The sequence below is a fragment of the Shewanella aestuarii genome, assembly GCF_014647215.1.
GTDB classification, from domain to species: Bacteria; Pseudomonadota; Gammaproteobacteria; order Enterobacterales; family Shewanellaceae; genus Shewanella; species Shewanella aestuarii.
Genome location: NZ_BMOT01000005.1, coordinates 44013 through 67299, shown reverse-complemented (window position 1 = coordinate 67299; position 23287 = coordinate 44013). Strand labels below are relative to the sequence as shown.

General features: G+C 41.8%; 27 protein-coding genes. 11 read left to right on the top strand and 16 right to left on the bottom strand.

The window, feature by feature from the left end:
* Window positions 1-138 precede the first annotated feature (138 nt).
* From IEY03_RS09060 to IEY03_RS09045, 4 genes are all read left to right on the top strand, one after another.
* Window positions 139-495, top strand: coding sequence for a PepSY domain-containing protein (locus IEY03_RS09060; RefSeq protein ID WP_229778258.1), 357 nt, complete (start codon window positions 139-141; stop codon window positions 493-495).
* A 2-nt stretch (window positions 496-497) separates the two neighbouring features.
* A complete protein-coding gene (locus tag IEY03_RS09055; RefSeq protein ID WP_188841046.1) occupies window positions 498-1184 on the top strand; it encodes a response regulator transcription factor in 687 nt (228 codons plus the stop codon).
* Entirely contained in the window at window positions 1181-2527 is a 1347-nt protein-coding gene (locus tag IEY03_RS09050) for an ATP-binding protein (protein WP_188841045.1), read from the top strand. The genes IEY03_RS09055 and IEY03_RS09050 overlap by 4 nt, the downstream gene beginning before the upstream one ends.
* 75 nt (window positions 2528-2602) lie before the next feature.
* Window positions 2603-4120 carry a DUF3300 domain-containing protein gene (locus tag IEY03_RS09045; protein WP_229778257.1) on the top strand — a complete coding sequence of 506 codons (1518 nt, stop codon included), beginning with the start codon at window positions 2603-2605 and terminating at the stop codon, window positions 4118-4120.
* Between the two features lie 75 nt (window positions 4121-4195).
* Here the strand turns inward: IEY03_RS09045 and IEY03_RS09040 are convergent, their stop codons facing one another.
* From IEY03_RS09040 to IEY03_RS09025, 4 genes are all read right to left on the bottom strand, one after another.
* A complete protein-coding gene (locus IEY03_RS09040) occupies window positions 4196-4732 on the bottom strand; it encodes a YaeQ family protein (RefSeq protein WP_188841044.1) in 537 nt (178 codons plus the stop codon).
* Between the two features lie 71 nt (window positions 4733-4803).
* Window positions 4804-5715 carry a precorrin-2 dehydrogenase/sirohydrochlorin ferrochelatase family protein gene (locus IEY03_RS09035; RefSeq protein WP_188841043.1) on the bottom strand — a complete coding sequence of 304 codons (912 nt, stop codon included), beginning with the start codon at window positions 5713-5715 and terminating at the stop codon, window positions 4804-4806.
* Entirely contained in the window at window positions 5716-6075 is a 360-nt protein-coding gene (locus IEY03_RS09030; protein ID WP_188841042.1) for a rhodanese-like domain-containing protein, read from the bottom strand.
* Window positions 6076-6119: 44 nt separating this feature from the next.
* Complete coding sequence (locus tag IEY03_RS09025) at window positions 6120-6437, bottom strand: putative signal transducing protein (protein ID WP_188841041.1); 318 nt, start codon at window positions 6435-6437, stop codon at window positions 6120-6122.
* 204 nt (window positions 6438-6641) lie between these two features.
* Here IEY03_RS09025 and IEY03_RS09020 point away from each other — a divergent pair, with 204 nt between their 5' ends.
* Window positions 6642-7052 carry a DUF3224 domain-containing protein gene (locus IEY03_RS09020; RefSeq protein ID WP_188841040.1) on the top strand — a complete coding sequence of 137 codons (411 nt, stop codon included), beginning with the start codon at window positions 6642-6644 and terminating at the stop codon, window positions 7050-7052.
* A 144-nt stretch (window positions 7053-7196) separates the two neighbouring features.
* Window positions 7197-7652, top strand: coding sequence for a hypothetical protein (locus IEY03_RS09015; RefSeq protein ID WP_229778255.1), 456 nt, complete (start codon window positions 7197-7199; stop codon window positions 7650-7652).
* Window positions 7653-7725: 73 nt separating this feature from the next.
* Here the strand turns inward: IEY03_RS09015 and secF are convergent, their stop codons facing one another.
* The 6 genes from secF to IEY03_RS08985 all read right to left on the bottom strand — a co-directional run bounded on the left by secF (window position 7726) and on the right by IEY03_RS08985 (window position 13596).
* The gene (gene secF / locus IEY03_RS09010; RefSeq protein ID WP_188841039.1) at window positions 7726-8673 is read right to left on the bottom strand and encodes a protein translocase subunit SecF; all 948 of its coding nucleotides are present in this window, start codon (window positions 8671-8673) and stop codon (window positions 7726-7728) included.
* A gap of 14 nt (window positions 8674-8687) precedes the next feature.
* Window positions 8688-10538: a protein translocase subunit SecD gene (gene secD / locus IEY03_RS09005; protein ID WP_188841038.1), complete on the bottom strand. Its 1851-nt coding sequence runs from the start codon at window positions 10536-10538 to the stop codon at window positions 8688-8690.
* Window positions 10539-10555: 17 nt separating this feature from the next.
* Entirely contained in the window at window positions 10556-10888 is a 333-nt protein-coding gene (yajC, locus tag IEY03_RS09000) for a preprotein translocase subunit YajC (RefSeq protein WP_188841037.1), read from the bottom strand.
* A 61-nt stretch (window positions 10889-10949) separates the two neighbouring features.
* Window positions 10950-12083: a tRNA guanosine(34) transglycosylase Tgt gene (tgt, locus tag IEY03_RS08995; RefSeq protein ID WP_188841036.1), complete on the bottom strand. Its 1134-nt coding sequence runs from the start codon at window positions 12081-12083 to the stop codon at window positions 10950-10952.
* A 156-nt stretch (window positions 12084-12239) separates the two neighbouring features.
* Entirely contained in the window at window positions 12240-13292 is a 1053-nt protein-coding gene (gene queA, locus IEY03_RS08990) for a tRNA preQ1(34) S-adenosylmethionine ribosyltransferase-isomerase QueA (protein ID WP_188841035.1), read from the bottom strand.
* Between the two features lie 73 nt (window positions 13293-13365).
* Window positions 13366-13596, bottom strand: coding sequence for a hypothetical protein (locus tag IEY03_RS08985; protein WP_188841034.1), 231 nt, complete (start codon window positions 13594-13596; stop codon window positions 13366-13368).
* 205 nt (window positions 13597-13801) lie between these two features.
* Here IEY03_RS08985 and IEY03_RS08980 point away from each other — a divergent pair, with 205 nt between their 5' ends.
* The 3 genes from IEY03_RS08980 (at window position 13802) to IEY03_RS08970 (ending at window position 15692) form a co-directional block, all read left to right on the top strand.
* Complete coding sequence (locus IEY03_RS08980) at window positions 13802-14404, top strand: acyl carrier protein phosphodiesterase (protein WP_188841033.1); 603 nt, start codon at window positions 13802-13804, stop codon at window positions 14402-14404.
* Window positions 14405-14418: 14 nt separating this feature from the next.
* Complete coding sequence (locus IEY03_RS08975) at window positions 14419-14973, top strand: protein disulfide oxidoreductase (RefSeq protein ID WP_188841032.1); 555 nt, start codon at window positions 14419-14421, stop codon at window positions 14971-14973.
* 65 nt (window positions 14974-15038) lie between these two features.
* The gene (locus IEY03_RS08970) at window positions 15039-15692 is read left to right on the top strand and encodes a pseudouridine synthase (protein ID WP_188841031.1); all 654 of its coding nucleotides are present in this window, start codon (window positions 15039-15041) and stop codon (window positions 15690-15692) included.
* 182 nt (window positions 15693-15874) lie between these two features.
* Here the strand turns inward: IEY03_RS08970 and sstT are convergent, their stop codons facing one another.
* Window positions 15875-17101: a serine/threonine transporter SstT gene (sstT, locus tag IEY03_RS08965; RefSeq protein WP_188841030.1), complete on the bottom strand. Its 1227-nt coding sequence runs from the start codon at window positions 17099-17101 to the stop codon at window positions 15875-15877.
* Between the two features lie 347 nt (window positions 17102-17448).
* Here sstT and IEY03_RS08960 point away from each other — a divergent pair, with 347 nt between their 5' ends.
* Both IEY03_RS08960 and IEY03_RS08955 read left to right on the top strand, forming a co-directional pair.
* On the top strand, window positions 17449-17697 hold the full coding sequence (locus IEY03_RS08960) for a type II toxin-antitoxin system Phd/YefM family antitoxin (RefSeq protein ID WP_188841029.1): 249 nt from the start codon (window positions 17449-17451) through the stop codon (window positions 17695-17697).
* On the top strand, window positions 17697-18029 hold the full coding sequence (locus IEY03_RS08955; RefSeq protein ID WP_188841028.1) for a type II toxin-antitoxin system RelE/ParE family toxin: 333 nt from the start codon (window positions 17697-17699) through the stop codon (window positions 18027-18029). The genes IEY03_RS08960 and IEY03_RS08955 overlap by 1 nt, the downstream gene beginning before the upstream one ends.
* Before the next feature lie 93 nt (window positions 18030-18122).
* On the opposite strand, the gene IEY03_RS08950 is transcribed toward IEY03_RS08955, so the two are convergent.
* The 5 genes from IEY03_RS08950 to IEY03_RS08930 form a co-directional block, all read right to left on the bottom strand.
* The gene (locus IEY03_RS08950) at window positions 18123-19028 is read right to left on the bottom strand and encodes a chemotaxis protein (protein WP_188841027.1); all 906 of its coding nucleotides are present in this window, start codon (window positions 19026-19028) and stop codon (window positions 18123-18125) included.
* Window positions 19029-19130: 102 nt separating this feature from the next.
* Window positions 19131-20681 carry a phospholipase D family protein gene (locus tag IEY03_RS08945; protein WP_188841026.1) on the bottom strand — a complete coding sequence of 517 codons (1551 nt, stop codon included), beginning with the start codon at window positions 20679-20681 and terminating at the stop codon, window positions 19131-19133.
* A gap of 24 nt (window positions 20682-20705) precedes the next feature.
* A complete protein-coding gene (locus tag IEY03_RS08940; RefSeq protein ID WP_188841025.1) occupies window positions 20706-21185 on the bottom strand; it encodes a dual specificity protein phosphatase family protein in 480 nt (159 codons plus the stop codon).
* A gap of 11 nt (window positions 21186-21196) precedes the next feature.
* Window positions 21197-22471 (bottom strand): DEAD/DEAH box helicase, encoded by a 1275-nt coding sequence (locus tag IEY03_RS08935; RefSeq protein ID WP_188841024.1) that lies wholly within the window; start codon window positions 22469-22471, stop codon window positions 21197-21199.
* Window positions 22472-22723: 252 nt separating this feature from the next.
* The gene (locus IEY03_RS08930; protein WP_188841023.1) at window positions 22724-23284 is read right to left on the bottom strand and encodes a methylated-DNA--[protein]-cysteine S-methyltransferase; all 561 of its coding nucleotides are present in this window, start codon (window positions 23282-23284) and stop codon (window positions 22724-22726) included.
* Window positions 23285-23287: the final 3 nt, after the last annotated feature.

Genomic DNA, 23287 nt, shown 5'->3' with positions numbered 1-23287 from the left:
GAGATAATCATCACAGTTGCTTGTTAAGTGTTTATAAAGTGAAGAGGATCTTTTACACTGATAGCTGATTTTGCCTAATATTACTCACATAGTTTGTGATAACTTCGCTGTGAACATTTTAGTTAAATGGAATAACACATGAATCGTGCTTCATTAAAAAGCGTCATTTTATCGGCTTCACTGATGTGTAGTTTATGCAGCATCATTTTGCCTAGCACTGCCCAAAGTTCATCTGCGGCAGCAAGCATGGCGGTATTTCCATTTAATGGCCTACAACATCCTGGTCCACAAAAGCAAAAGCAGCAAAATCTAGTCATAAAAAGCGCCCAACAAGCCTCAAGCCGCGCCCAAAGCCAATATGGTGGTAAAGTATTGCGGGTGCAATCTAGTCAAGTAAATGGCAACCCTGGTTACCAAGTTAAATTGTTAAGTAATGATGGTGTGGTTTTTTATGCCAGCGTCAATGCGGTAACTGGAGCGGTATCGAGGAACTAACCATGCGCATACTGATTGTTGAAGATGATTTAAGTTTACAAACTAACCTTGCCCAGCATTTACAGCAGGCCCAATACAGTGTGGATGTCGCATCTGATGGCGAGGATGGCCTTTTTCAAGCTCAAGAAACCCTATTTGATGCCGCCATTATTGATGTTGGCTTACCTAAAATTGATGGTATTAGTTTAATTGAACAACTGCGCCAACAAGGGATCAGCTATCCCATTTTAATTTTAACCGCCCGTGATGGTTGGCAAGATAAAGTCAAAGGCTTAGATGCTGGTGCCGATGATTATTTAACTAAACCTTTTCAAGTTGAAGAGTTATCAGCACGCTTAAATGCTTTAATACGCCGCTCAGCAGGCCAAGCCAGTCCGGTTATCACTAACGGGCCTTTGCAACTCAATACCCGCACCCTCGCGCTAAGTTTGCATCAGCAACCTATCACCTTAAGCAGCTCAGAATTTAAATTATTCGAATATTTGATGATGCACCAAAATGCGGTGATTTCTAAATCCACATTAATTGAGCATATTTACGATCAAGATTTCGACCTAGACTCGAATGTGATTGAAGTGTTTATTCGTCGCTTACGCAAAAAACTAGACCCAGATAATCAATATCAATTAATTGAAACCCTGCGTGGACAGGGTTATCGTCTTCGAACTCTTGAAGATAACGCAAAATGATCCAAAGCAAGCCATGGCATCATTCATTAAAAGCCCGGTTTGTTGTCAGCGGCTTATTACTGATTATGGTGTTATTGCCTGCGATTGGTTTTACCGTTAATAAAGCCTTTGAACGACAAATAGCCCTGTCGATAGAAAACCAACTTAACGCCTACATGTACAGTGTGTTGGCGGTGGCTGATGTCGATAACGGTGATATCAATATGCCGCCGCACCTAGTTGAAAATCAATTTAACGTCATAGGTTCGGGCTTATATGCGCTAATTAGTGATCAACAACATAAAATAGTTTGGTCTTCAGGCTCTTTTTTTGGCATTAACACACCGAATCTCAATCACCCCTTGGTGGGCCAAAGCCAGTTTTATCGAGTAAAAATAGGTAAAGTTAAGCATGTGGTTTTTAGCTTTACCGTGAGTTTTTCTCATCAAAAACAACTTATTCCGCTAACGCTACACATCATTAAAGATGAGTCCGATTATCAAACTCAAGCAGACGAGTTTAACCGTACCCTTTGGGTATGGATAGGTGTTTTGATGTTGGTATTAATCATCATTCAAGTGGTGTGGTTGGCATGGACACTTAAACCATTAAGTCAGTTCAGTAATGAAATCACCTTAGTTGAGCAAGGAAAACTGGCCGAATTAAGCCAGTCATACCCCAGCGAATTATCTATTTTAGCCAAACAACTCAACACCTTACTGCACACTGAAAAACAACAGCGCAATCGTTATCGTAATGCGCTTTCAGATCTAGCTCACAGTTTAAAAACCCCACTGGCTGTGATCAAATCACAGCCGCAACTTACCCAAGACAGCCATGAGCAACTGGATCATATTAATCACATTATTGGCTATCAACTAAAAAAGGCGCAAAGTGTTGCGGGTAATGCCTGGCACTTGGGTATTAATGTTGATGACACCGCCACTAAGCTTATTCGCACCTTGACCAAAATCTATCATAGCAGCCATAAAGATATTGATTACCAGCAAACGCTTTACCAAAATCAAGCCGCTATTTTTAAGGGCGACAGCGCCGACTTAAGTGAAATGATAGGTAACTTGCTTGATAACGCCTGCAAAGCCGCCAAACATCAGGTGCTGTTAAGCGTAGAAACCACGGCAAGTGAATTAATTATCACGGTTGAAGATGATGGTCCAGGCTTAACGGCTGCACAACAAGCCTTAATATTTGAACGCGGCGCAAGGGCTGATACCTACCAACAAGGCCATGGTATCGGTTTAGCCATTGTCAGTGATTTGGTCAACAGCTATCAGGGTAAATTAACCGTTAGTGATTCAGTGGAGTTAACCGGAGCAAAATTTAGCCTTATCTTCTCAACATAAGCATTTTACTTTCAGCTTATGTTCATTTTCAGTTTTGTATGATCAGCCTAACTTAGCAAAAGTGTTGGAGATGATATGAAACACACTCACTTTTTACCGTCATTACTATTACGCACATGTGCTGTGATGTTTGTTGCTGGCATAGCCGTTTCACCATTTCATGTGCATGCGCAAACAACATCTGAACGTCAGCAAATTGCACCATATTCTGAGCAACTAACAGAAGCGCAATTGGCACAAACGCTTGCGCCAATTGCGTTATACCCAGACAGTTTGTTAACCCATATTCTTATTGCATCAACCTACCCATTAGAACTGGTACAAGCTAATCGTTGGCTTAAAAAGCAAGCCAACGTGGATGTTGAAACCCGAATGCAACTTGCTGAACAACAGTCATGGGATCCTAGTGTAATTGCCTTAACGGCTTTTCCCACTGTGTTAGAAAAGCTCAATGATGATTTAGAATGGACGCAAAATTTAGGTGATGCTTTTTTGCAAGATGAGGAAAGTGTATTGGCTATGGTGCAAACGCTGCGTCGACAAGCGGATGATGCCAACAGCTTTGATGATCTGGACAATATGAAAGTCACCAAAGTTGAAAAACAGATTATTATTGAGCCGGCTAAACCTGAAGTCATTTATGTACCTTATTACGATAGCCGTGTGGTTTATGGTAATTGGTACTGGCATGCGTATCCGCCAGTATATTGGTACACACGCCCAGTTTATGCTTATCATCGCCCGATTTATTGGGGGCCGAGTGTTTATATTAACTTTAACTACTTCTTTGGCTCAGTACATTGGTCACATCGTAAAGTCGTGGTGATAAACCATCACCATAGCCATTACTACAAGCCCTCTCGTAAAATAGCTTACAGTAGCGGTGCCAAGCGTTGGAAACACCAACCATCACATCGTCATGGTGTCGCATACCGCAGCAGCGTAGTCAGTAAACGTTATGATTCGCCAGAGCGTTATCAACACCACCAGCAAGCCAAAAGTATGCGTAAAGATATGCATCAACAGCCGCGCCTAAACAGCAGCCAAGCTATTCATAAAATAGATAAATCGGCGCAGCACAGAGTGAATCAATCTTTACAAAATGGCACAAGATCACATCAATATGACAGCAACAAACATAGCAGTAAAGACACGCGGTTCAACCAAGCGTCACGCGATAAAATGGCCAGTAATGATCGCGAGAAAGCGTTCAACAACCATAAATTGGATAGACAAGGCAGTGTCAAGAATCAATTAAAAGATCATAAATTACCTGTGCAAAATAAAAACTATGATCGGACAACACAACTGCAAAAAAACCAAGTCATAACGCCGCGTCAGCAGCCCAAAATGTCAGCAGTGAAATCACGACAAACTGCGAGCCATATTGCGAATACACAACCGAGTATCAATAAGCAGGGTTATGGGCAGGCAAGTTATCAAGCGAAGCAGTCATCGAGACAAGAGAGTAACAGGCAGGTTAACAGTGCAAAACACGTGAATAATGCTCGCCAGTCGGCCGTAAGAACGCCGCCAACAAGGCAGTCAAATCATCAAGGTAATGTCAGTAAATCAAGAGGAATTGAACCATAAGATGCACAATAAAAATGGGTTAACGAGCTCAAAGAAACAATCGCTTGTTAACCCACGGTAAGATCACAAACAGGATTACTGCAACACTTCAGGCTCAACCAACACACTCATATCCGCATTAGATAACCATACCTGACCTTCATTAATATTGACCTGTATTGCCATATTACGTCCTACAAAACCCGCTAACTGCTCTACAGCTTGTTCAGGAATATTAACCACTTTAAGGTTTTTAAAACGGCTTAATATCGACTGGTTTTGCTGCCACCAAATTGGCACACTGCGACCACCATAGGTATATAAAACAACTTGTTTGGCTCTGCCGCTGGCTTTACGAAGCCATTTTTCATCCGCTTGACCAAACTCTACCCATAAATCGACCACACCAGATAAATCAACGTCCCACAGCTCTGCCTCATCATCAACACACAAGCCTTTGCTAAACTGCAATGATTCACTGGCGTTTAATGCAAATGCTAATAATCGCACCATCATTCGGGTATCCGTTTCAGATGGGTGCTGCGCAATCGTTAGTGGATGCTCGGCATAGTAGTGCCTGTCCATGTCAGCAATCTGTAAGTTAACTTTATAAACGGTAGATTTAGGGGCCATATTGAGTCCACAAAAGAAAAAACCGAGTAAACTCGGTTATTAAAGATAGCTATATCATAAAGGAAATTAGCTTAAATTGCGCCAGGTCTTAAATGTTTTGCCATCGGAAAATGGGCTTTAAACTGAGTAATTTTTTCAGCAGGGGCAACCAATAACATTCTATCGCCAAGTTCAAACTGCTTTGAAATAACACTTAATAGCGGTAGTGACTCACGCGAAGCATCACGCCTTAATAACTCATTGGTTTGATCATCAAGCTCACGTTCACTGAATACTACATCCAATTTTTGCAGTAATGGCATCACTGCAATAGGTAACAGGCCTGCGGGGGTATTTTCATCAAGCAATAAAATTTCTCCCCGACTCGCATAGCTATCAAAAGCCTGCTGATAATGAGACTCAGTGGCAGCATCGAATCTATCTTGGTTTAAATTAAAAAAACGCTCCCAAAACAAACGTCTGTCTTTGCCATTTGTCAGTTTTAACTGCACATCTTCACGCTTAGTTGCCACGTAATCAAACAAGGGCGCTAACGAGTTCGGCAGTAAAGTTTCAAGGCGAGAGCGAATAGTTCGGGCAAATACTGGTGCGGCACCTGCGGTGCTGATGGCAACCACTAACCGGCCTCTATCAACAATTGATGGGGTGATAAAACGACAAAATTTGGGGTTGTCGACCACATTAACCCAAATACCATTTTGCGTGGCAATCACCGCTAAATCCGTGTTGAGGGTTTCATTGGCGGTGGCTAAATAAATCAGGTCATAACATGTCATATCGGCAACAGAGACTTCTCGTCGTGAGAGCTTTATTCTGCCTTTTCTAGCATAAGCTTCAACATCTGCTGCAACTTGCGGCGCAATAACATGAATGTTGGCATCTGTGCGGGCTAACAAATCAAGCTTGCGACTCGCGACCTCACCAGCACCAACGATGAGAACAAAAAGTTCTTGTGTATCTACAAATAACGGAAAATATTGCACTTAATCTTGCACCACTGGAAATTGATGTTGAACCCAGGTTTTAAACCCACCCACTAATGACCCGACATGGGTATATCCCATCAGCTGAATATTATGCGCAGCAAGTGATGAACGATGGCCGCCACCACAATAAAGCAATAAAGGTATCGCCTTATCAGGAAAGCGCGTTTCGATATCACGTTCGATAATACCTTTACCTAAATGTTTGGCATTGGGTAAATGGCCTTGAAGCCATTCATGGTCTTCACGAACGTCAATTAACACCCAGCTATCGTCTGCTTGAAATTGTTCAATACTGATATGGGTAACATTGTCTTTAATTGAATCAACAAGTTGAGCAAATGCGGAAGTTGGTTGCATAGCAACTCCTTAAAATAAATTTATCTCGGTATCACAATGACATTTTAATTATGCGATTCACTTCGTGGCGAACTGCATTGCCAACAGAGTTCAAAGCTGCCTTCATTTTGCTCATGGCATTGAACACATTGCCATTGAGGTTGCTCGACATCTAGACTGGCTAACAGTGTTTGGGCGGCATTTAACTGTTCAGGATCAATCCATAGCTCAACAGTTTGCATGTCAACGGGTAATTCACCCACACCGCCCATTAAAGCTTCACCTCGTAAATCAACATCAATGCCGCTGGTTTCTAATAAACCTTTCCAAGTGTGGGCCTGAAGTAAATTGCCACCTGTTAACAAGACTTTGCGTTGTTCCATTATTATTATCCTAGGGCGTTATTTACGGTAAAATGCCGCTTATGCCTTTATCACTTTAGCAAAATTTTTATTCATCCTACTGCTAAAGCTATTTGCTGTCGAGTTGAGAACTGTGCCATGGTTAACAATTAGACAACAACTACTGTTTCCGATATAAATAATCACCTTCACCGTTAAATCGGCTTAAAACAACGAGGCTTAACAATGAGTGACAATGACATCTACACAGGCCGCTTTCAGATCACCTCTTGGGATGAAAACACCTACAACACCTTTATCGGCGGAGGTAAACAAACCCATGCCAAGATAACCCAGCAATATGATGGTGAGGTCACAGGCGATGCCAATGTCAATTACCTGATGACATACCTCAATGATACTCACGCATTTTTTGTTGGCTTTGAAGTCATCAATATGGCCATCGGGCCATTAACAGGCACTATTACTTTACAACACAGTGGCGAATATCATAATCATGTTGCTTCAAGTAATTTTACCCTGGTCGTGGGGGCTGGAACGGGTGATTTTAAAAGCACCACAGGCGAAGGCTTCTTTAAAACGGCTGATAATGGTCAAGCTAATTACCAGTTATCATTATCAATTCCAGCTAGCTAACTGTTAATACGCTACATTTCATTGAATGGCGCAATTTGCGTTTAATGACTTAAAACTCATTGGCATCTAAAATCTCAACCAAATAGGTTTTAATTGACTATGGTTAAACAATAACCCTTACACGCCCTACTTCGAGGTTTTTGCATGTCGCAGCCGCAACCGGATGAAAATAACCACATCACCATGTCGCCGATTGTGTCCGATATTCGTCAAGATGACCTGATTGTAAAGTTACTCAGGCGCTTACCGTCATCTTTAGCCCAAACATATACGGATGAGCAACTACAAGGCATTAAAAGTGCGCTAGGTCCGAACACATGGGGTGGCCACTTTATTGATAACAGAGGTACGTTTAAGTTTCCTTTTATCAAATGGCGATTTTATTATGTGTTTCTGTTAGGCAAAAACAAGCGTGCTTATACTCGCACAGAAAAGAAAATGTCAGTGGCCATGTTAATGCTCAGCATCACAGCGGTAATATTGGTGGGGATGTTGTTCGGGCTGTTGTCTCTGTATATTTTAAAATCAGCGTTAGGTATCGACCTATTCCCAGACACGTCATTAGGAATTTGGGATCAAGTTAAAGACTGGTTTGGCTAAAGCTCATCAATTAACAAATAAAAACGCCACTTTAGCAGGCTAAAGTGGCGTTTTCTTCGAAAAACATGTGCGATTAAGGCATCATTGGAGGCTGATCAGCCCCTTCTTTTTCAATTTCAACCGGCAACATGTGTTCGCGGTTAATTCCCAATCTAATCGCAAGATAACTTGCAACATAGATAGATGAATAAGTACCCACAAAAATACCACACAGTAACGCGGTTGCGAAACCATGGATCATTGTGCCACCTTTCAAGAATAACGCGATAACCACAATTAACGTAGTACCTGTCGTGATCACAGTACGGCTCATGGTCTGTGTAATTGACTGGTTAACAATTTCTTCAGGAGTGCCTTTACGCATCTTGAGGAAATTCTCACGAATACGGTCATATACCACAATCGTATCGTTGAGTGAGTAACCGACAACCGTTAACAAACCTGCAAGTACCGTTAGATCAAACTCAAGTTGCAGTATTGAAAATACCCCAAGTGTTACAATGACGTCATGGGCAAGTGCCGCAACAGAACCCGCAGCGAGACGCCATTCAAAACGAAATGACACATAAATCAAAATACAGATTAATGCGACAATAACCGCTAAACCGCCTTGCTCAGCAAGCTGTTTACCCACTTGAGGGCCAACAAACTCTACACGCTTTTGAATGGCGTTTTGATCCATTGAATTAACAACGGTCATAATCCCCATAGCTTGTAGATCGCTTTTAATGTTTTCACGAACAGGCAAACGGAATAGCACGTCAGTGCTTGAACCAAAGTTCTGTACTAATGCGCCTTCTGTTTCTACTGAGGTTAGCTTGCTGCGCAACTCATTCAAGTCAACAGGGCTAGAAAACTCAACTTCAACAACCGTACCACCGGTAAAGTCTAATCCCCAGTTAATGCCTTTGGTGCCTAAAGAAACAAACGAGGCAATCACTAAGATAACCGAAATAATACTGATCGGTGCAGCATGACGCAGGAAGTCAACGGTGTTTTTTACTGAAAATAACTGAAACATGTTCAACCTCTTCCTTAAATTGACAACGTTTTAAGACGTTTGCCGCCCCAAAGCGCATTCACGATTGAACGAGTACCAACAATGGCAGTAAACATCGATGTTGCAATACCTATCATTAAGGTCACAGCAAAACCTTTCACAGCCCCCGTACCTACAGCGAACAAGATTAACGCTGTCATAAAGGTAGTAATGTTAGCATCCGCAATGGTTGAAAACGCATTAGCATAACCTTCATGAATCGCTTGTTGAACACTGCGTCCAGCAAGTAACTCTTCACGAATACGCTCATAAATAAGTACGTTACCATCAACAGCCATACCGACAGTTAATACCATGCCCGCAATACCAGGCAGCGTTAATACCGCTCCAGGGATCATCGACATCACACCCACAACCATCACTAGGTTGGCTAGCAATGCTAAGTTAGCGATAAAACCAAATGCGCGGTAATAAACAAGCATGAAGACTAAAACGATGGCTAAACCAAAGATCATGGCTTGCATACCGTTTTCGATGTTTTCTTTACCTAAGCTAGGACCGATAGTACGTTCTTCAACAATCGTCACCGGTGCAATCAAAGCACCCGCACGTAACAGTAAAGCTAAGCTTTGCGCTTCTTTATGCTCAAGACCTGTAATAACAAAATTACGTCCTAAACGTGCTTGAATCGTGGCAACTGAAATGACTTCTTCAATCTTAGTCATTTTCACCGTGCCATCCGGATTGCGTAAACCACTATCCTTATATTCAATAAACAAAGTCGCCATTGGGTTACCAATGTTATCTTTGGTCACGTTTGAGAAAATTGAGCCACCTTTAGCGTCTAAGTTAATGGCAACCTGTGGACGGCTATATTCGTCAAAAGTAGGTTGTGCTCCAGTGATATGATCACCCGTTAACATCACTTCTTTACGTAATACAGCAATACCACCGCCACGGCGTTGATAGACTTCTGATGCCGCTGATACTCGACCACTAGCCGCCGCTTCCGGATCCGCTTTATCATCCACCATACGGAATTCAATTGAAGCCGTTGCGCCTAAAATTTCTTTAGCACGAGCGGTATCTTGCACACCAGGTAATTCAACAATAATGCGCTCAGCGCCTTGACGTTGAACAACCGGCTCAGCAACACCTAACTCGTTAACACGGTTACGAATGGTGGTGATGTTTTGTTGTAACGCTTCTTCTTTTACTTGCTTGATATAAGCTTCGCTCATATCGGCTAATAAGAAGAAGTTGCCATCACGACTGCCATCAGAAAACACCATGTCATTGCTTTTGGTTTTCAGAAAACGTTCCGCTACGCCAACAGTTTCAGCATCACGAAATTTAATTTCGATGCCTTTAGCTGTTTTACGAATACCGGCATAACGAATTTTTTCTTCACGCAGTTGGCTACGAAAATCAGCAATTTTTGCTTCTTCCATTTTACGCAGGGCTTCGCCCATATCCACTTCCATTAAGAAGTGCACACCACCACGTAAATCAAGACCCAGTTTCATAGGTGAACCACCTAGAGACTCAAGCCATTCTGGAGTTGCTGGGGCTAAGTTCAATGCAACTGTGTAATTATTCCCTAGCACCTGAGCAATGGCTTCTTTGGCCAATAACTGCTGGTCTGGGTTATTCACACGCACCAACAACTGACCATTTTCAAGCTCAGAGCGCTTTACCGCTATGCCTTTGCTTTCCAGTACGTCTGTTACTGTTGATTGTGTGGAAACAGTGACTTCAGCACCGCGGGTTGCCACAACTTGAACGGCATGGTCTTCACCAAAAAGGTTCGGAGTAGCATAAAAAGCCCCAATGGCGATAATAATTATCACCATCAGGTTTTTCCACATAGGGTATTTATTTAACACTCTGACGCCCTCTTGGCTTATAGCGACGCAATAGAACCTTTAGGTAATACTGCCGCAATATAATCCTTTTTAATGGTGATTTGATTGTTGTCATTAATGGCTAATAACACGTAATCATTCTCGTCGCTGATTTTGGTTACTTTACCCAAAATACCGCCACTTGTTAGCACCTCATCACCTTTTGAAATCGAAGACATCAGGTTTTTATGTTCTTTAACACGCTTAGATTGCGGACGGAAAATCATGAAATAAAAGATTAAGCCGAACATGACTAGCATGAACACTAATTCCATTGTACCGCCACCTTGTGGAGCGCCCGCTGCGTTTGCATATGCATTTGAAATAAACATAGTTCTCTCTTCTTATAAATAAACAATTAAATGAACAATAATAAGTCTAAACAAACTGTAATTAATCTTTTAACTCAGGTACTTCTGGAACTTCACGTCCCAAACCGGTGTAGAAGTCCTTCACAAAGGCGTCTAATGTACCTGTCTGAATCGCACCACGCAAACCTTCCATCAACATTTGATAGTAACGTAGGTTATGAATGGTGTTTAAACGCGCACCTAAAATCTCATTACAACGATCTAAGTGATACAAATAGGCACGTGAATAGTTTTTACAGGTGTAACAATCACACTTGGCATCCAGTGTTGACGTGTCATCACGGTGACGCGCATTACGGATTTTAATCACGCCTTCGCTGGTAAACAAATGGCCATTACGGGCATTTCGCGTCGGCATTACACAGTCAAACATGTCAACACCACGGCGAACACCTTCAACTAAATCTTCTGGTTTACCAACACCCATTAAATAGCGAGGCTTATCTTCAGGTAACTGCGGACAAACGTGCTCAAGAATGCGGTGCATATCTTCTTTGGGCTCACCCACCGCTAAACCACCCACGGCATAACCATCAAAACCAATATTGGTTAGCCCAGCAATAGACTCATCACGCAAATCTTCATAGACACCACCTTGGATAATACCAAAGAGTGAATTTGGGTTTTCTAAGCGATCAAACTCATCACGCGAACGTTTCGCCCAACGTAACGACATCTGCATCGACTTACGCGCTTCATCATGTGTCGCGGGGTACGGAGTACATTCGTCAAAAATCATCACCACATCACTGCCGAGCGAGTCTTGAATTTGCATCGACTTTTCAGGGTCTAAGAAAATCTTCTCACCATTAATGGGTGAACGAAAATGCACACCTTCTTCAGTGATTTTACGAATATCACCTAAACTGAATACTTGGAATCCGCCCGAGTCAGTTAAAATTGGACGCTGCCAATTCATAAAATCATGCAAATCACCATGCTTACGCATGATTTCTTCACCTGGACGTAACCATAAATGGAAGGTATTACCTAAAAGAATGTCAGCACCGGTTGCGCGAACTTCTTCAGGCGTCATGCCTTTCACCGTACCGTAGGTACCTACTGGCATAAATGCCGGCGTTTCAACGGTACCGCGTTCAAATACTAAACGACCACGACGGGCACGGCCATCAGTTGTATCTAATTCAAATTTCATAAATCACCTTGCCAGATAAACAGTCTGACTCGTTGTTGTTTCAATAGTAATGAGGGCAATTGTGATAAGTTCAAGTGTTGAACCTTCACATTGCCAAAAAATGTGTAAAAAAAGCCCACATATCAGTGGGCGCTTATTTTAAATCATATTTTGCTTTTAGGGGGCTTTTTTCGTCACAAACATCGCATCGCCATAGCTAAAAAAGCGATATTTTTGCTTTATCGCGTGATGATAGGCGTGCATGACCTCGTCATAACCGGCAAAAGCACTCAACAACATGATTAATGTTGACTCTGGCAGGTGGAAATTAGTCACCATGGCATCGACAACTTTGAAAGTAAAACCTGGGTAGATGAAGATATCAGTATCACCACAAAACGCCGTTAATGGATTATCTCCACAGGCTTTGGCGGCACTTTCTAACGAGCGAACCGAGGTGGTACCAACGGCAATAACACGATTACCGGCTGCTTTAGTTTGGCCGATTAAATCAACCACATCCTGTGGCACATCGGCCCACTCTGAGTGCATTTTATGCTCAAGCACATTATCAACACGCACTGGCTGAAAAGTGCCCGCACCTACGTGCAATGTAACAAACGCAATATTAACGCCTTTGTCTTTTAACGCTGCCAACATGGCATCATCAAAATGCAAACCTGCCGTTGGTGCAGCTACCGCACCTGGTTTTTGGTTATAAACGGTTTGATAGCGTTCTTTATCTGCGTCTTCATCTGGGCGGTCAATATAAGGCGGTAACGGCATATGACCGATTTGTTCTAATACTTCTAGAATGGTGAGCTCTGATAATAACTCAAGCTCGAAAAGAGTATCGTGGCGAGCAACCATTTTCATTTGGTAACCGCATCCTGAGTCAGAATCTAAATCAATCAGACTATCAACTTTAGGAGATTTAGAGCTGCGAACATGGGCGAGAATCCGCTTATCATCAAGCATGCGCTCAACGAGAATCTCTAACTTACCGCCAGTTGATTTTTGGCCAAACAAACGTGCTGGGATCACTCGGGTATTATTAAATACCATCAAGTCACCAGGGTTGATCATTTGCAGTAAATCGGTGAATTTTTTATCAGCTAAGGCGCCATTTTGGCCATCAAGAGTTAGTAAACGCGATGCATTGCGTTGCGCCGTAGGATAACGGGCAATTAATTCATCTGGAAGCTCAAACGAAAAGTCGGTGACGCGCATAGTGGGATCTCAACAAGTCTAAAAAACGGCCGCTAGTCTATGGTGACCGTGAATGAAGATCAAGTTAAGACGATCATTTTGTTAGGTTATCATTATCTGAGTTATTACTTGCAGCGCTATTGACTTCATTCGAGACATCTACGGTAGCTTCAAGATTATCTCTTGTGGCCATTTCTATCTCTTCACTGGCGTTTTTAAAGTCTTCCATTGTGAAACTGTGCGAATGATAGTGTAAATCAAACTTCACTTTATTGCGGGTAGGCGCAGATGTGCGCCCAATAATTTTGTTCAGCCAGTTTTTCATCGTCCATGATCCTAAAAACAAACGTTACTTAAGAGTTTAAAGCGGTAGTTAATATTGCTTATGTCGTTGTTGTGAGGCTTATTTGTGCAGCATTTTACTTGTTTATGATACAGTTAGCAGACGTAATGATTGCTTTACTGACAAATACCCTTTTTTCTTTAGTTGTTATCATACTGTAAAACCTTTAAAAAAGAAGCATAAAATCATGAACTTTCTTGCACATCTACACCTTGCTGACATCAGTGGCACTCACTTAACGGCAAATCTAGCGGGTGATTTTGCCAAAGGCAGCATCATTAACCACCCAAAACATTTGCAACAGGGCATTTGGTTACATAGACAAATAGATGTGGTGACCGACAGTCATGAGATTATTATCGATTTATTAAAGCAATTTCCCAAATCATCCCGCAGAGTGGCACCAATTTTAATTGATTTAGCCTTTGATCATTACCTAGCTTATTACTGGGAAGAATATCATCATCAATCGCTGCAAGATTTCACTCAAAAAGCTTATCAATGTATGCAAACAACTGAGCAGTTACCAGAAAAGCTGCAACACATCATCCCCAAGATTGTGCAGCAGGATTGGCTAAGCAGTTATCAAACTAAACAAGGCTTAAATCAAGCAATTACAGGCATTAGTCAGCGTTTATCTAAACCCGAATTATTCAACAGTGCCATTAAAGATGTAGATAAACTCTATATTGATATTGAAATCGCTTTTCGTACCTTTTATCCGCAACTGATGGCTTATAGCCGCATTTATAGCAGAAAGACACCAACAGAATATTTAGACTCAATATAAGACAATGAGAAAAAATGACTGATAACATGACCTTGCGCCAACGGATTAACAGCCGCGCTTTTTGGATAAAGCAAATTCGCGATCTGGGTATTTTGTCAGTGGCTCTTTTTGCGATTGCCAGCTATATGCAACGTGACATGATAGACGGTCAAGCGCCGCAACTTTCGGCCGTTACCGTTCAGCAACAGCCATTTATACTTGCCACCTCAACCAAACCGACATTGGTGTATTTTTGGGGAACATGGTGCCCGGCCTGCAAAGTCACCTCACCAATGGTAAATAGCCTTGCTTCACATAATGAATACCAAGTCATTTCTATTGCAGTCGCATCGGGAAGTGATCAAGATATCATCCAATTCATGTACAACAATGACTTACAGTTTCCTGTGATTAACGAGGCTAACATGACTTTAGTGCCACACCAACAAAGCCTTTCACAGCAATGGGGAGCGAATGCTTTTCCGGCTATTTATATTATCGATAATCAGCAACAAATTCGCTTTGTAACATCAGGTATCACCACCCAATGGGGCCTCAAACTTCGATTATGGCTAAGCACTTTTTTATAATTATTTGACGACAAATTTGCTAAACTCCCCCTCATCATCCGTGTTAATTTCTTCTGAGTGAACCAATGCATATTTTTAGTTATCAACCGCCTAGCATTCCTTGGTTAGATATTCGACATGTAGACAAAGACATCATCGTTATTAATAAGCCATCGGGATTATTATCGAACCCAGGACGAGCGCCAGAGACCCATGACTGCGCGATTAGTCGCGTGATTGAGCGTTATCCCGATGCCATTTTAGTGCACCGATTAGATTGTGACACTTCAGGCATTTTAATTTTTGCCCGCAACAAAAAAGCCGAATCACATTTGAAAACCCAATTTCAAAACCGTGAAGCGAAAAAGGTGTATATAGCCGAGGTTGCAGGCCATGTATCACCACTTTCAGGACAAATTGATTTAGCCTTAGGCCCAATAGCTGATAACCCGCCTTTTCAGCAAGTTAGCACACAGGGGAAAGCGGCGATAACCGATTACCAGGTGCTCAAACTGCGTGATAACAGCACCTTGATTGAACTCCGCCCTCACACTGGCAGAACACATCAGTTACGGGTTCACATGCTTGCCTTAGGTCACCCCATTCTAGGTGATACTTTTTACGCCGATAAAGCAGCGATTAACGCCAGCCCAAGATTAAAGCTGCACGCTAAATCGTTATCGATTATTCACCCATATAAACTGACACAAATGACCTTTGTTAGCCCTGAGCATTTCTAAAGTCAATTTCAAACAAACCCAAGTTTCAGTTACAAATCAAATCAATATTAGCAGCCTGAGATTAGCAGCCTGATATCAGTCATAAAAAATGCCGACACTGCAAGGTGTCGGCATTTTTATCGATTTATGAGTAATTTAGCTAGATAGATGTTGAGCTTAGCTCACTCCTGCTGCATAAATATTTATACAGATTTAGCTTTATTTTCAGCTGCTTCACAGGCTGCTGCCGTAAAGACCACGTCTGTTGAACTGTTCAGTGCAGTTTCAGCAGAATCCTGGATAACGCCAATGATGAACCCCACCGCAACCACTTGCATGGCGACATCATTTGAAATGCCAAATAAACTACAGGCCAATGGGATCAGTAGTAATGAACCACCAGCAACACCAGAAGCACCACAAGCCGATACGGCAGCAACTACGCTTAATAAAATCGCCGTCATAAAATCAACTTGAATTCCTAAGGTGTGCGCCGCCGCCAAAGTTAACACTGTGATAGTGATCGCCGCCCCGCCCATGTTGACCGTTGCACCTAAAGGAATAGAAACTGAATAGGTATCTTTATGTAGTTTTAACTCTTCACATAAGGCCATGTTAACCGGAATGTTAGCGGCACTTGAACGGGTAAAAAACGCCGTCACGCCACTTTCACGTAGGCACTTTAGTACCAAAGGATACGGGTTACGCTTAATTTTGATATAAACAATCAATGGATTAACCACAAGTGCAATAAATAACATTGCACCGACTAATACCAATAATAACTGAGCGTAACCGGCCAACGCGGCAAAACCTGTTGTCGCAAACGTGGCGGCAACTAAACCAAAGATACCAATAGGCGCAAGGCGAATAACAAAACGCACAATGCTCGACACCGCATCACTGACATCAGCTAGCATTTGCTTAGTCGAATCACTGGCATGATGCATCGCAATCCCCAAACCGACACCCCAAGCTAAAATGCCAATGTAGTTGCCGGTCATTAAGGCATTGACTGGGTTATCGACCACTTTAAACAATAAAGTATTCAATACTTCACCAATCCCCTGCGGTGGATTGGAACCTTCAATCCCCGTGGCGAGTAATAATGTGGTTGGGAACATAAAACTAAAAATAACAGCGGTAATCGCTGCTGCAAGTGTGCCGAGTAAATACAACACAATGATAGGACGCATATTAGTGTGACTATCTTTCTTCTGATTCGCGATAGAAGATGCCACGAGTACAAATACTAAAATCGGCGCAATAGCTTTTAATGCACCAACAAATAAATCACCTAAAAAAGCAACTTGCCCGGCTGCCGATGTTGAAACAGATGCGAGGATCACCCCTAAAATAATCCCGCCAATAATTTGTAGCACTAGGCTACCGTTCACAATGCGCGCAAACAGCGATGTGTTTTGATTCATGACTTAACCTTCAAATTTATTTTATTATTTTTTATCTGTTATTCAGATATAGAGGTTGTATATCAGGATGCTATGGGCAAAGTCTAGCAAAGGCTGATATTTAAACTGAAAATTACGCAAAATTTGCAAGCTGACCACATTTATTAAACATGCAAAGGGATAACCGCTCTATTAGGCGGCAACATGTTCAGTGAAAAACTGATCTGAACAAAAGTCATTGAAGTGATAACAAACAGCAATTGAAGTCATTAAAAAGGGCTGTTGAATTGACAACCGTAAAAATCGTTCGATTTGACTGTTTTGGTCGATTCTATTAATGTGTATGTAATCAAGTTGAGGGACTTTAGATGTTTACACTAAATGCAAACGAAGCAAAAACCAATTTCGGTAAGATGCTTTTGAAAGTTCAATCGGAACCTATTCAAATTAAAAAGAACGGAACCCCTGTCGCTGTAATTGTCTCAAGTGAAGAATACAACCGTTTTGAAGAATTGAAAATGGAGCTTGTTCGATCACGCTTTGAAAATATTGATGAAAATGATCTTGTGGACGGAAATGACTTTTTGGATGAGTTAGACTCTGGAAAGTATGATTAATGAAGAATACACCATTCTTAATAAGAGGCCATGCAAGAAAAGATTTAGAGTCTATTCGCAAGTACACAATCAAAAAGTGGGGTAATCCACAATGGTTAAAATATAAAGAGATTTTGCGAAAAAGAATGCAAGCTTTAGCCAATAATCCAAATCTGGGATTGTCTATTGATGAGGTATCGAGAGATAGTTATAGATTTTCAGATGATAAGCATGTTTTCTATTATTTGAAGAGAGAAAATGATGTTGTTTTTGTCGGATTTTTATCTAATCAAATGGCTCCTGAAAAACACCTTAAAAGAATGAGAAGTATAGGTTCAGATTTAAATTTATGAAGGTAACTAACCACACAGCTATGATTAGGCCATCACTATAGTTAAAATGCTATCGCATATTCACCTTAATATCCCCGCCCGATAGGTGAGGATTTACTGCAAATTTGCTAAGAATTGTGCGCCCCGAAGCATAGCTTCTATCAGTTCTTTAGCATCAAACTTGGTTAAAGCTTCATTCGCGCCAACCTGCTTGGCCTGGCTTAAGCTAATCTCACTTGAAAGCGAGGTATGCAAAATAATATACGCCTTGGCGATTTCAGGGTTATCTTTTACTTCAAATGACAACTCATAACCGTCTAACCCTGGCATTTCAATATCGCTGACTAACAGGTCAACAGGCTTACGCTCCTTTGCCGCCTCCACCATCATCATTAATGCTTCATGGCCATTAGAGGTTACTTCATAAGGAATATTGATTGAATCGAGCGCATCGGATAACTGCTTGCGGGCAACTTTAGAGTCATCGACAATTAAAATCCGTAACGGTTTGAGTTTTTCACGCTGTACGTCGGTCAAAATAGCACGGTTAACCGTTGGATCATTGGGGAATATTTTAGATAAAAGCAACTCAACGTCGAGTAACTGTACCAAGCGGCCATCAAAACGGGTGACTCCGGTTAAGTAAGCATTTTTACCTAAACTACTTGATGGTGGTTCAATATCACGCCAATTACATTCAATGATTTTATCAATGGCGCGTACCACAAAACCAATAACCATCCGCTGACAATCGGTGATGATGATAAAACAATTTTTCAACTCACTTTGTTCAATCGGCCGAAAACCAATTGCTGCCGCCATATCGATAACAGGAATAGTGCCACCACGAACGGTCGCGGCCCCCATAATACTAGGATGAGAATTAGGAATTTTAGTCAATTCGGTAAAAGGCACTAGCTCACGAATTTTCAATGTGCCAAGCGCAAACAACTGACTCTGATTCAAATGAAATAAGAGTAGCCCTTGAGATTGACTGGCTTTACTGCCCTTTGATGCCATTGAAATTCCTTACTGAAAATAAAATAATCGCCTACGCTAAATATAGCAGCAAATCTTGAACATTATTGTGCAACTGATTCAAATAACGATAAAAAATTAATGTTATAACTGTGATTCTACGGGTAACCATGATAAAGCATTGGCAGTAAAACGTTGCCACCAGCTACTATCGGGCTCGGTGGTCAAATAAGTTTGATGCTGTAAGTCGAGCCATTGTATCTGCCCTTCTTTTTTGATGACTTGATACGCATTGACATTTAACTGACTTAAGACATCTTCAGCGATAAGCGTTGTTAAAGCTTGCTGCTCAACTATCACGCCCATTTCAGTATTTAGCCAAGCTGAGCGAGGGTCAAAATTAAATGAGCCAACAAACATCATTTTACGATCAATAATAAAAAGTTTGGCATGCAAACTACTGCGAGAGCTGCCTTTCCATTGGCTTTGAGACTTATCCTTTTGCCATTCAGGGGAGGACTTCATTTCATAAATGAGTACACCACCATCAATTAACCGTTCGCGATAGTTAATATACCCAGCATGTACCGCAAGCACATCTGTCGCGGCCAATGTATTGGTAATTATCGTTACCTTGAGTCCGTTTTTAACCGCATTAATCAACGCATCTGTGCCGGCATTTGTTGGCACAAAGTAAGGCGAAATGATAATTAACTCGTTCTTTGTTCGGTTAAAAAATGTCGATAAATCATCAAGTAACAATGTGTGATTAACCGCGGTATTCAACTTATTAGGCGGATCGTAAAACAATTCGCTCGATGACCAAAACCAGCCAATTTGTTGTTCTATTATTCTCGACAATAATTGCGATTGTATTAGCCTTAACAGATATGGATGCTCTTTGACGGACAACTCATAACTATCAAGCTGTTCCCTTACATTCGCAACATCATCAAACTCAATCTTTTTACCTAACAGTTGTTCAATCGGTTGCACTTGTGATGCGTTCCAATAAAGATCAAATTGGTTTGACACCTCAGGAATAAGCTGGCCGATCAGCAACATATCTAAATCACCAAATTCAACACTGCGGTGAGCAGAGTAATACTCATCTCCAATATTACGCCCACCGACGATCGAGACTAAATTGTCGACAGTAAAGGATTTATTGTGCATGCGATGATTCAGGCGACTGAAGTTTTGTGCAAAAGAAAGTGTGCGAAACTGACGTTCAAGATCGGGGTTGAATATGCGCACACTAATATTAGGGTGTTGCACTAACCGAAACAGCTGTTGGTCTTTACCTTTAGTGGCCATGTCATCAATCAGTAAACGCACCCGAACACCACGTTCAGCGGCACGATACAAATATAATGTCAGTAATTTGCCTGTTTCATCATCATGATAGAGATAATACTGTAAGTCTATTGACACTCTCGCTGCATCAATTAACGCCAAACGGGCAACAAAAGCATCGACACCATCACCTAAGGGATATACACCGGTTTGATCGTTAATTTGCGGAAGCTTTGTGAGATATAAAGCAAGAGGAGAATCGGATGGCGAAGGTAATTGGTATTCTAGTGGTGCTGTGGGATACACATGATATGAAGCACAACCCACTAAAGAAAGAAACGCTAGCCCGCTAAGAACAAAGTAACCAATATATTGACTCAGTATTCTGCTTGTTAGCATTCCTTCCCCTCTGTGGTTAACACATTAGTTTGATGCAGCTTGCAAGCGGTAAAGTACATCGTATACAAACTGATCCCAGCCTTCAGCATCAAAGGCTAAACCACTGGCATTACGAACCTGGCTAACCGCGTGCACTGGAGCCGCGCCATTTTCCATTAAATAATAAGCCATCATTAGCTCAGTACGGTTGATACCTGAACGACAATGTAACAATACTGCTTTATTTTGCGCTTCGGCTTGGCGAATAAAAGCCAATACTTTTGGCATTATTTCAGCACAAATTTCAACATCACCATCAACGGGCGGAATATTATCCGGCAAGTTAAATATTTGATGTTCGATGCCCAAATCAGCCATCTGTTGTGTATCACACATAGCGCCATCATTCAGTGAGGCTATGGCGCCGAATCCGGCGTGTTTAAGTTCTGCTAAATCCCATGCATCTTTATTGGGACCACTGCGTCCTGCAAGTTGCCCATCAATCAACCAAAAAACTTGTTTCATATACCTACTACTTAATCTGGTTTTGTTGACCAAATATCCACATTTACAGGAGGAAGGTTTTTACGCTTCTTTTTACCCGTACCAGCGGGCTTGGCCATTGGTTTAACTATTTGCGCGCTTAAAGGCATTTCATCATCAGCCTCAAAGCCTGCAACTTGCTCGCGTTCAAGACGGATCTTATTCTTTTTCTCAATCACAGAGAAATGATGATAATCGTCATGACATAACAAACTAATTGCCAAACCGACTTCACCCGCACGGCCACTTCGACCGATACGATGCATATAATCAGCTGGACTTCTTGGTAAATCAAAATTAATTACCACAGGTAATTTTTCAATATCAATACCACGTGACGCAATATCGGTGGCAATTAATACATCAATTTCAGACGATTTAAAAGCCTCTAATACACGATTTCTTGCACCTTGTGCTTTATCTCCGTGAAACACCTCAGCATTAATGCCTCTTTTAGCTAATTTTTGCGCTAAATGTTCACAAGTGTTTTTTGCATTAACGAAAATAAGCGCTTGTCGCCAATGGTTTTCATTAATTAAATGGGCCAATAATGCGGTTTTACTTTCACGATTTACGGTAAAAACTCGCTGCACTAAAGTGCTAGCATCGGCACTTTGCATTTGAATTTCAAGAGGATTTGTTAATAAAGACGAGGCTAACACTTGCACATCTTCAGGGAACGTCGCAGAAAACAGCAAGGTTTGCTTTTTCTTTGGCATTAACTCAAGCACTTGATTGAGCTCGTCGGTAAAGCCAAGGCTTAACATACGATCAGCTTCATCTAACACTAAATGTGACACTTTGTTTAACTTAAGCGCATTGGAAGATAATAAATCCAACAATCGACCCGGTGTGGCAACAACCACATCAGCACCACCACGTAATGCCAACATTTGGGTATTAATCGACACGCCACCGAATACTGCTACGGTTTTAATCAAGCCGTTTAAATGACTGGCATAGGACTGGAAACTATCAGCAACCTGCTTGGCCAATTCACGGGTAGGCACTAGCACTAAACAACTGACATTATTCTGTTTAGAAGTGCCGCGTTGGGTATTGATACTTAAATGCTGAATGATGGGTAACGCAAACGCTGCCGTTTTACCTGAACCGGTATTCGCCCCCGCTAGCACATCTTTACCTTGCAATAAGGCGGGTATGGTGGCTGCCTGCACAGGCGTGGCAGTGGTATAGTTCAGCTCAATGAGTCGTGCAAGCAAAGGTGCCGACAAACCAAAATCAGTAAAAGTAGCCGCTTGGGTCATGTATCAATTCAGTCAATTAAAATAAAGGGATAATTTTACCTTAATTTGTCACTAAAGTCTGAAAAAAATCACTCAGTGGTGTGTCATTTTGTGAGCCGATAATACCAAGGTAAAGTCTCCAGCAAGCCACTGCATTATCAACAATATTGAAAATGAAAAATGACAGCAAGATCTCTGATAGAAGATCTCAACAAGACAGACGTTATCCAGCTCATTTGATGCCTCTAGCCTCTAGCCTCTAGCCTCTAGCCTCTAGCCTCTAGCTTCTGGCTTCTGGCTTCTGGCTTCTAGCGCCAATAAAAACTGTTTCATCTCCAAGCCATAGGCGTAGCCAGTTAACTTACCATTTTTACCTATGACCCGATGACACGGCACGATAATCGCTATCGGGTTAGCACCATTTGCCGCGCCAACGGCCCTGACGGCTTTGGGTCGTTCAATGCGATTAGCAATTTCACCATAGCTACAAACTTCACCAAAATGCATAGCCGCTAATGCTTGCCATACTTGGTGCTGAAACACAGTGCCTTTTGGCGCTAATGCTAATTCAAATATTTGACGCTGACCGACAAAATATTCGCTTAGTTGCCGATGAACCGCATTAATATGTTGCAATGCATTAACTTTACTCTCTTCAGGGCATGGCGCGGTTATCAGTTCAATTACAGTACACACCTCAACTTGCTCAGATTGGTGCTTGAGATCCGCAACCGTTAAATGGGTTAAGCCTATCGCTGACGCTTTTACCAATAACATCCCTACGGGGCTAGTAAGTTGAGCTTCTAAAACAGGTGGCTGATATTCATTTGTCATCTT

Bases quoted from the DNA above. Each gene is read 5' to 3' on its own strand.
- IEY03_RS09060 (WP_229778258.1), top strand. From the start codon at position 139: ATGAATCGTGCTTCATTAAAAAGCGTCATTTTATCGGCTTCACTGATG.
- IEY03_RS09055 (WP_188841046.1), top strand. From the start codon at position 498: ATGCGCATACTGATTGTTGAAGATGATTTAAGTTTACAAACTAACCTT.
- IEY03_RS09050 (WP_188841045.1), top strand. From the start codon at position 1,181: ATGATCCAAAGCAAGCCATGGCATCATTCATTAAAAGCCCGGTTTGTT.
- IEY03_RS09045 (WP_229778257.1), top strand. From the start codon at position 2,603: ATGAAACACACTCACTTTTTACCGTCATTACTATTACGCACATGTGCT.
- IEY03_RS09040 (WP_188841044.1), bottom strand. From the start codon at position 4,732: ATGGCCCCTAAATCTACCGTTTATAAAGTTAACTTACAGATTGCTGAC.
- IEY03_RS09030 (WP_188841042.1), bottom strand. From the start codon at position 6,075: ATGCAACCAACTTCCGCATTTGCTCAACTTGTTGATTCAATTAAAGAC.
- IEY03_RS09025 (WP_188841041.1), bottom strand. From the start codon at position 6,437: ATGGAACAACGCAAAGTCTTGTTAACAGGTGGCAATTTACTTCAGGCC.
- IEY03_RS09020 (WP_188841040.1), top strand. From the start codon at position 6,642: ATGAGTGACAATGACATCTACACAGGCCGCTTTCAGATCACCTCTTGG.
- IEY03_RS09015 (WP_229778255.1), top strand. From the start codon at position 7,197: ATGTCGCAGCCGCAACCGGATGAAAATAACCACATCACCATGTCGCCG.
- secF (WP_188841039.1), bottom strand. From the start codon at position 8,673: ATGTTTCAGTTATTTTCAGTAAAAAACACCGTTGACTTCCTGCGTCAT.
- yajC (WP_188841037.1), bottom strand. From the start codon at position 10,888: ATGTTTATTTCAAATGCATATGCAAACGCAGCGGGCGCTCCACAAGGT.
- tgt (WP_188841036.1), bottom strand. From the start codon at position 12,083: ATGAAATTTGAATTAGATACAACTGATGGCCGTGCCCGTCGTGGTCGT.
- queA (WP_188841035.1), bottom strand. From the start codon at position 13,292: ATGCGCGTCACCGACTTTTCGTTTGAGCTTCCAGATGAATTAATTGCC.
- IEY03_RS08985 (WP_188841034.1), bottom strand. From the start codon at position 13,596: ATGAAAAACTGGCTGAACAAAATTATTGGGCGCACATCTGCGCCTACC.
- IEY03_RS08980 (WP_188841033.1), top strand. From the start codon at position 13,802: ATGAACTTTCTTGCACATCTACACCTTGCTGACATCAGTGGCACTCAC.
- IEY03_RS08975 (WP_188841032.1), top strand. From the start codon at position 14,419: ATGACTGATAACATGACCTTGCGCCAACGGATTAACAGCCGCGCTTTT.
- IEY03_RS08970 (WP_188841031.1), top strand. From the start codon at position 15,039: ATGCATATTTTTAGTTATCAACCGCCTAGCATTCCTTGGTTAGATATT.
- sstT (WP_188841030.1), bottom strand. From the start codon at position 17,101: ATGAATCAAAACACATCGCTGTTTGCGCGCATTGTGAACGGTAGCCTA.
- IEY03_RS08960 (WP_188841029.1), top strand. From the start codon at position 17,449: ATGTTTACACTAAATGCAAACGAAGCAAAAACCAATTTCGGTAAGATG.
- IEY03_RS08955 (WP_188841028.1), top strand. From the start codon at position 17,697: ATGAAGAATACACCATTCTTAATAAGAGGCCATGCAAGAAAAGATTTA.
- IEY03_RS08950 (WP_188841027.1), bottom strand. From the start codon at position 19,028: ATGGCATCAAAGGGCAGTAAAGCCAGTCAATCTCAAGGGCTACTCTTA.
- IEY03_RS08945 (WP_188841026.1), bottom strand. From the start codon at position 20,681: ATGCTAACAAGCAGAATACTGAGTCAATATATTGGTTACTTTGTTCTT.
- IEY03_RS08940 (WP_188841025.1), bottom strand. From the start codon at position 21,185: ATGAAACAAGTTTTTTGGTTGATTGATGGGCAACTTGCAGGACGCAGT.
- IEY03_RS08935 (WP_188841024.1), bottom strand. From the start codon at position 22,471: ATGACCCAAGCGGCTACTTTTACTGATTTTGGTTTGTCGGCACCTTTG.
- IEY03_RS08930 (WP_188841023.1), bottom strand. From the start codon at position 23,284: ATGACAAATGAATATCAGCCACCTGTTTTAGAAGCTCAACTTACTAGC.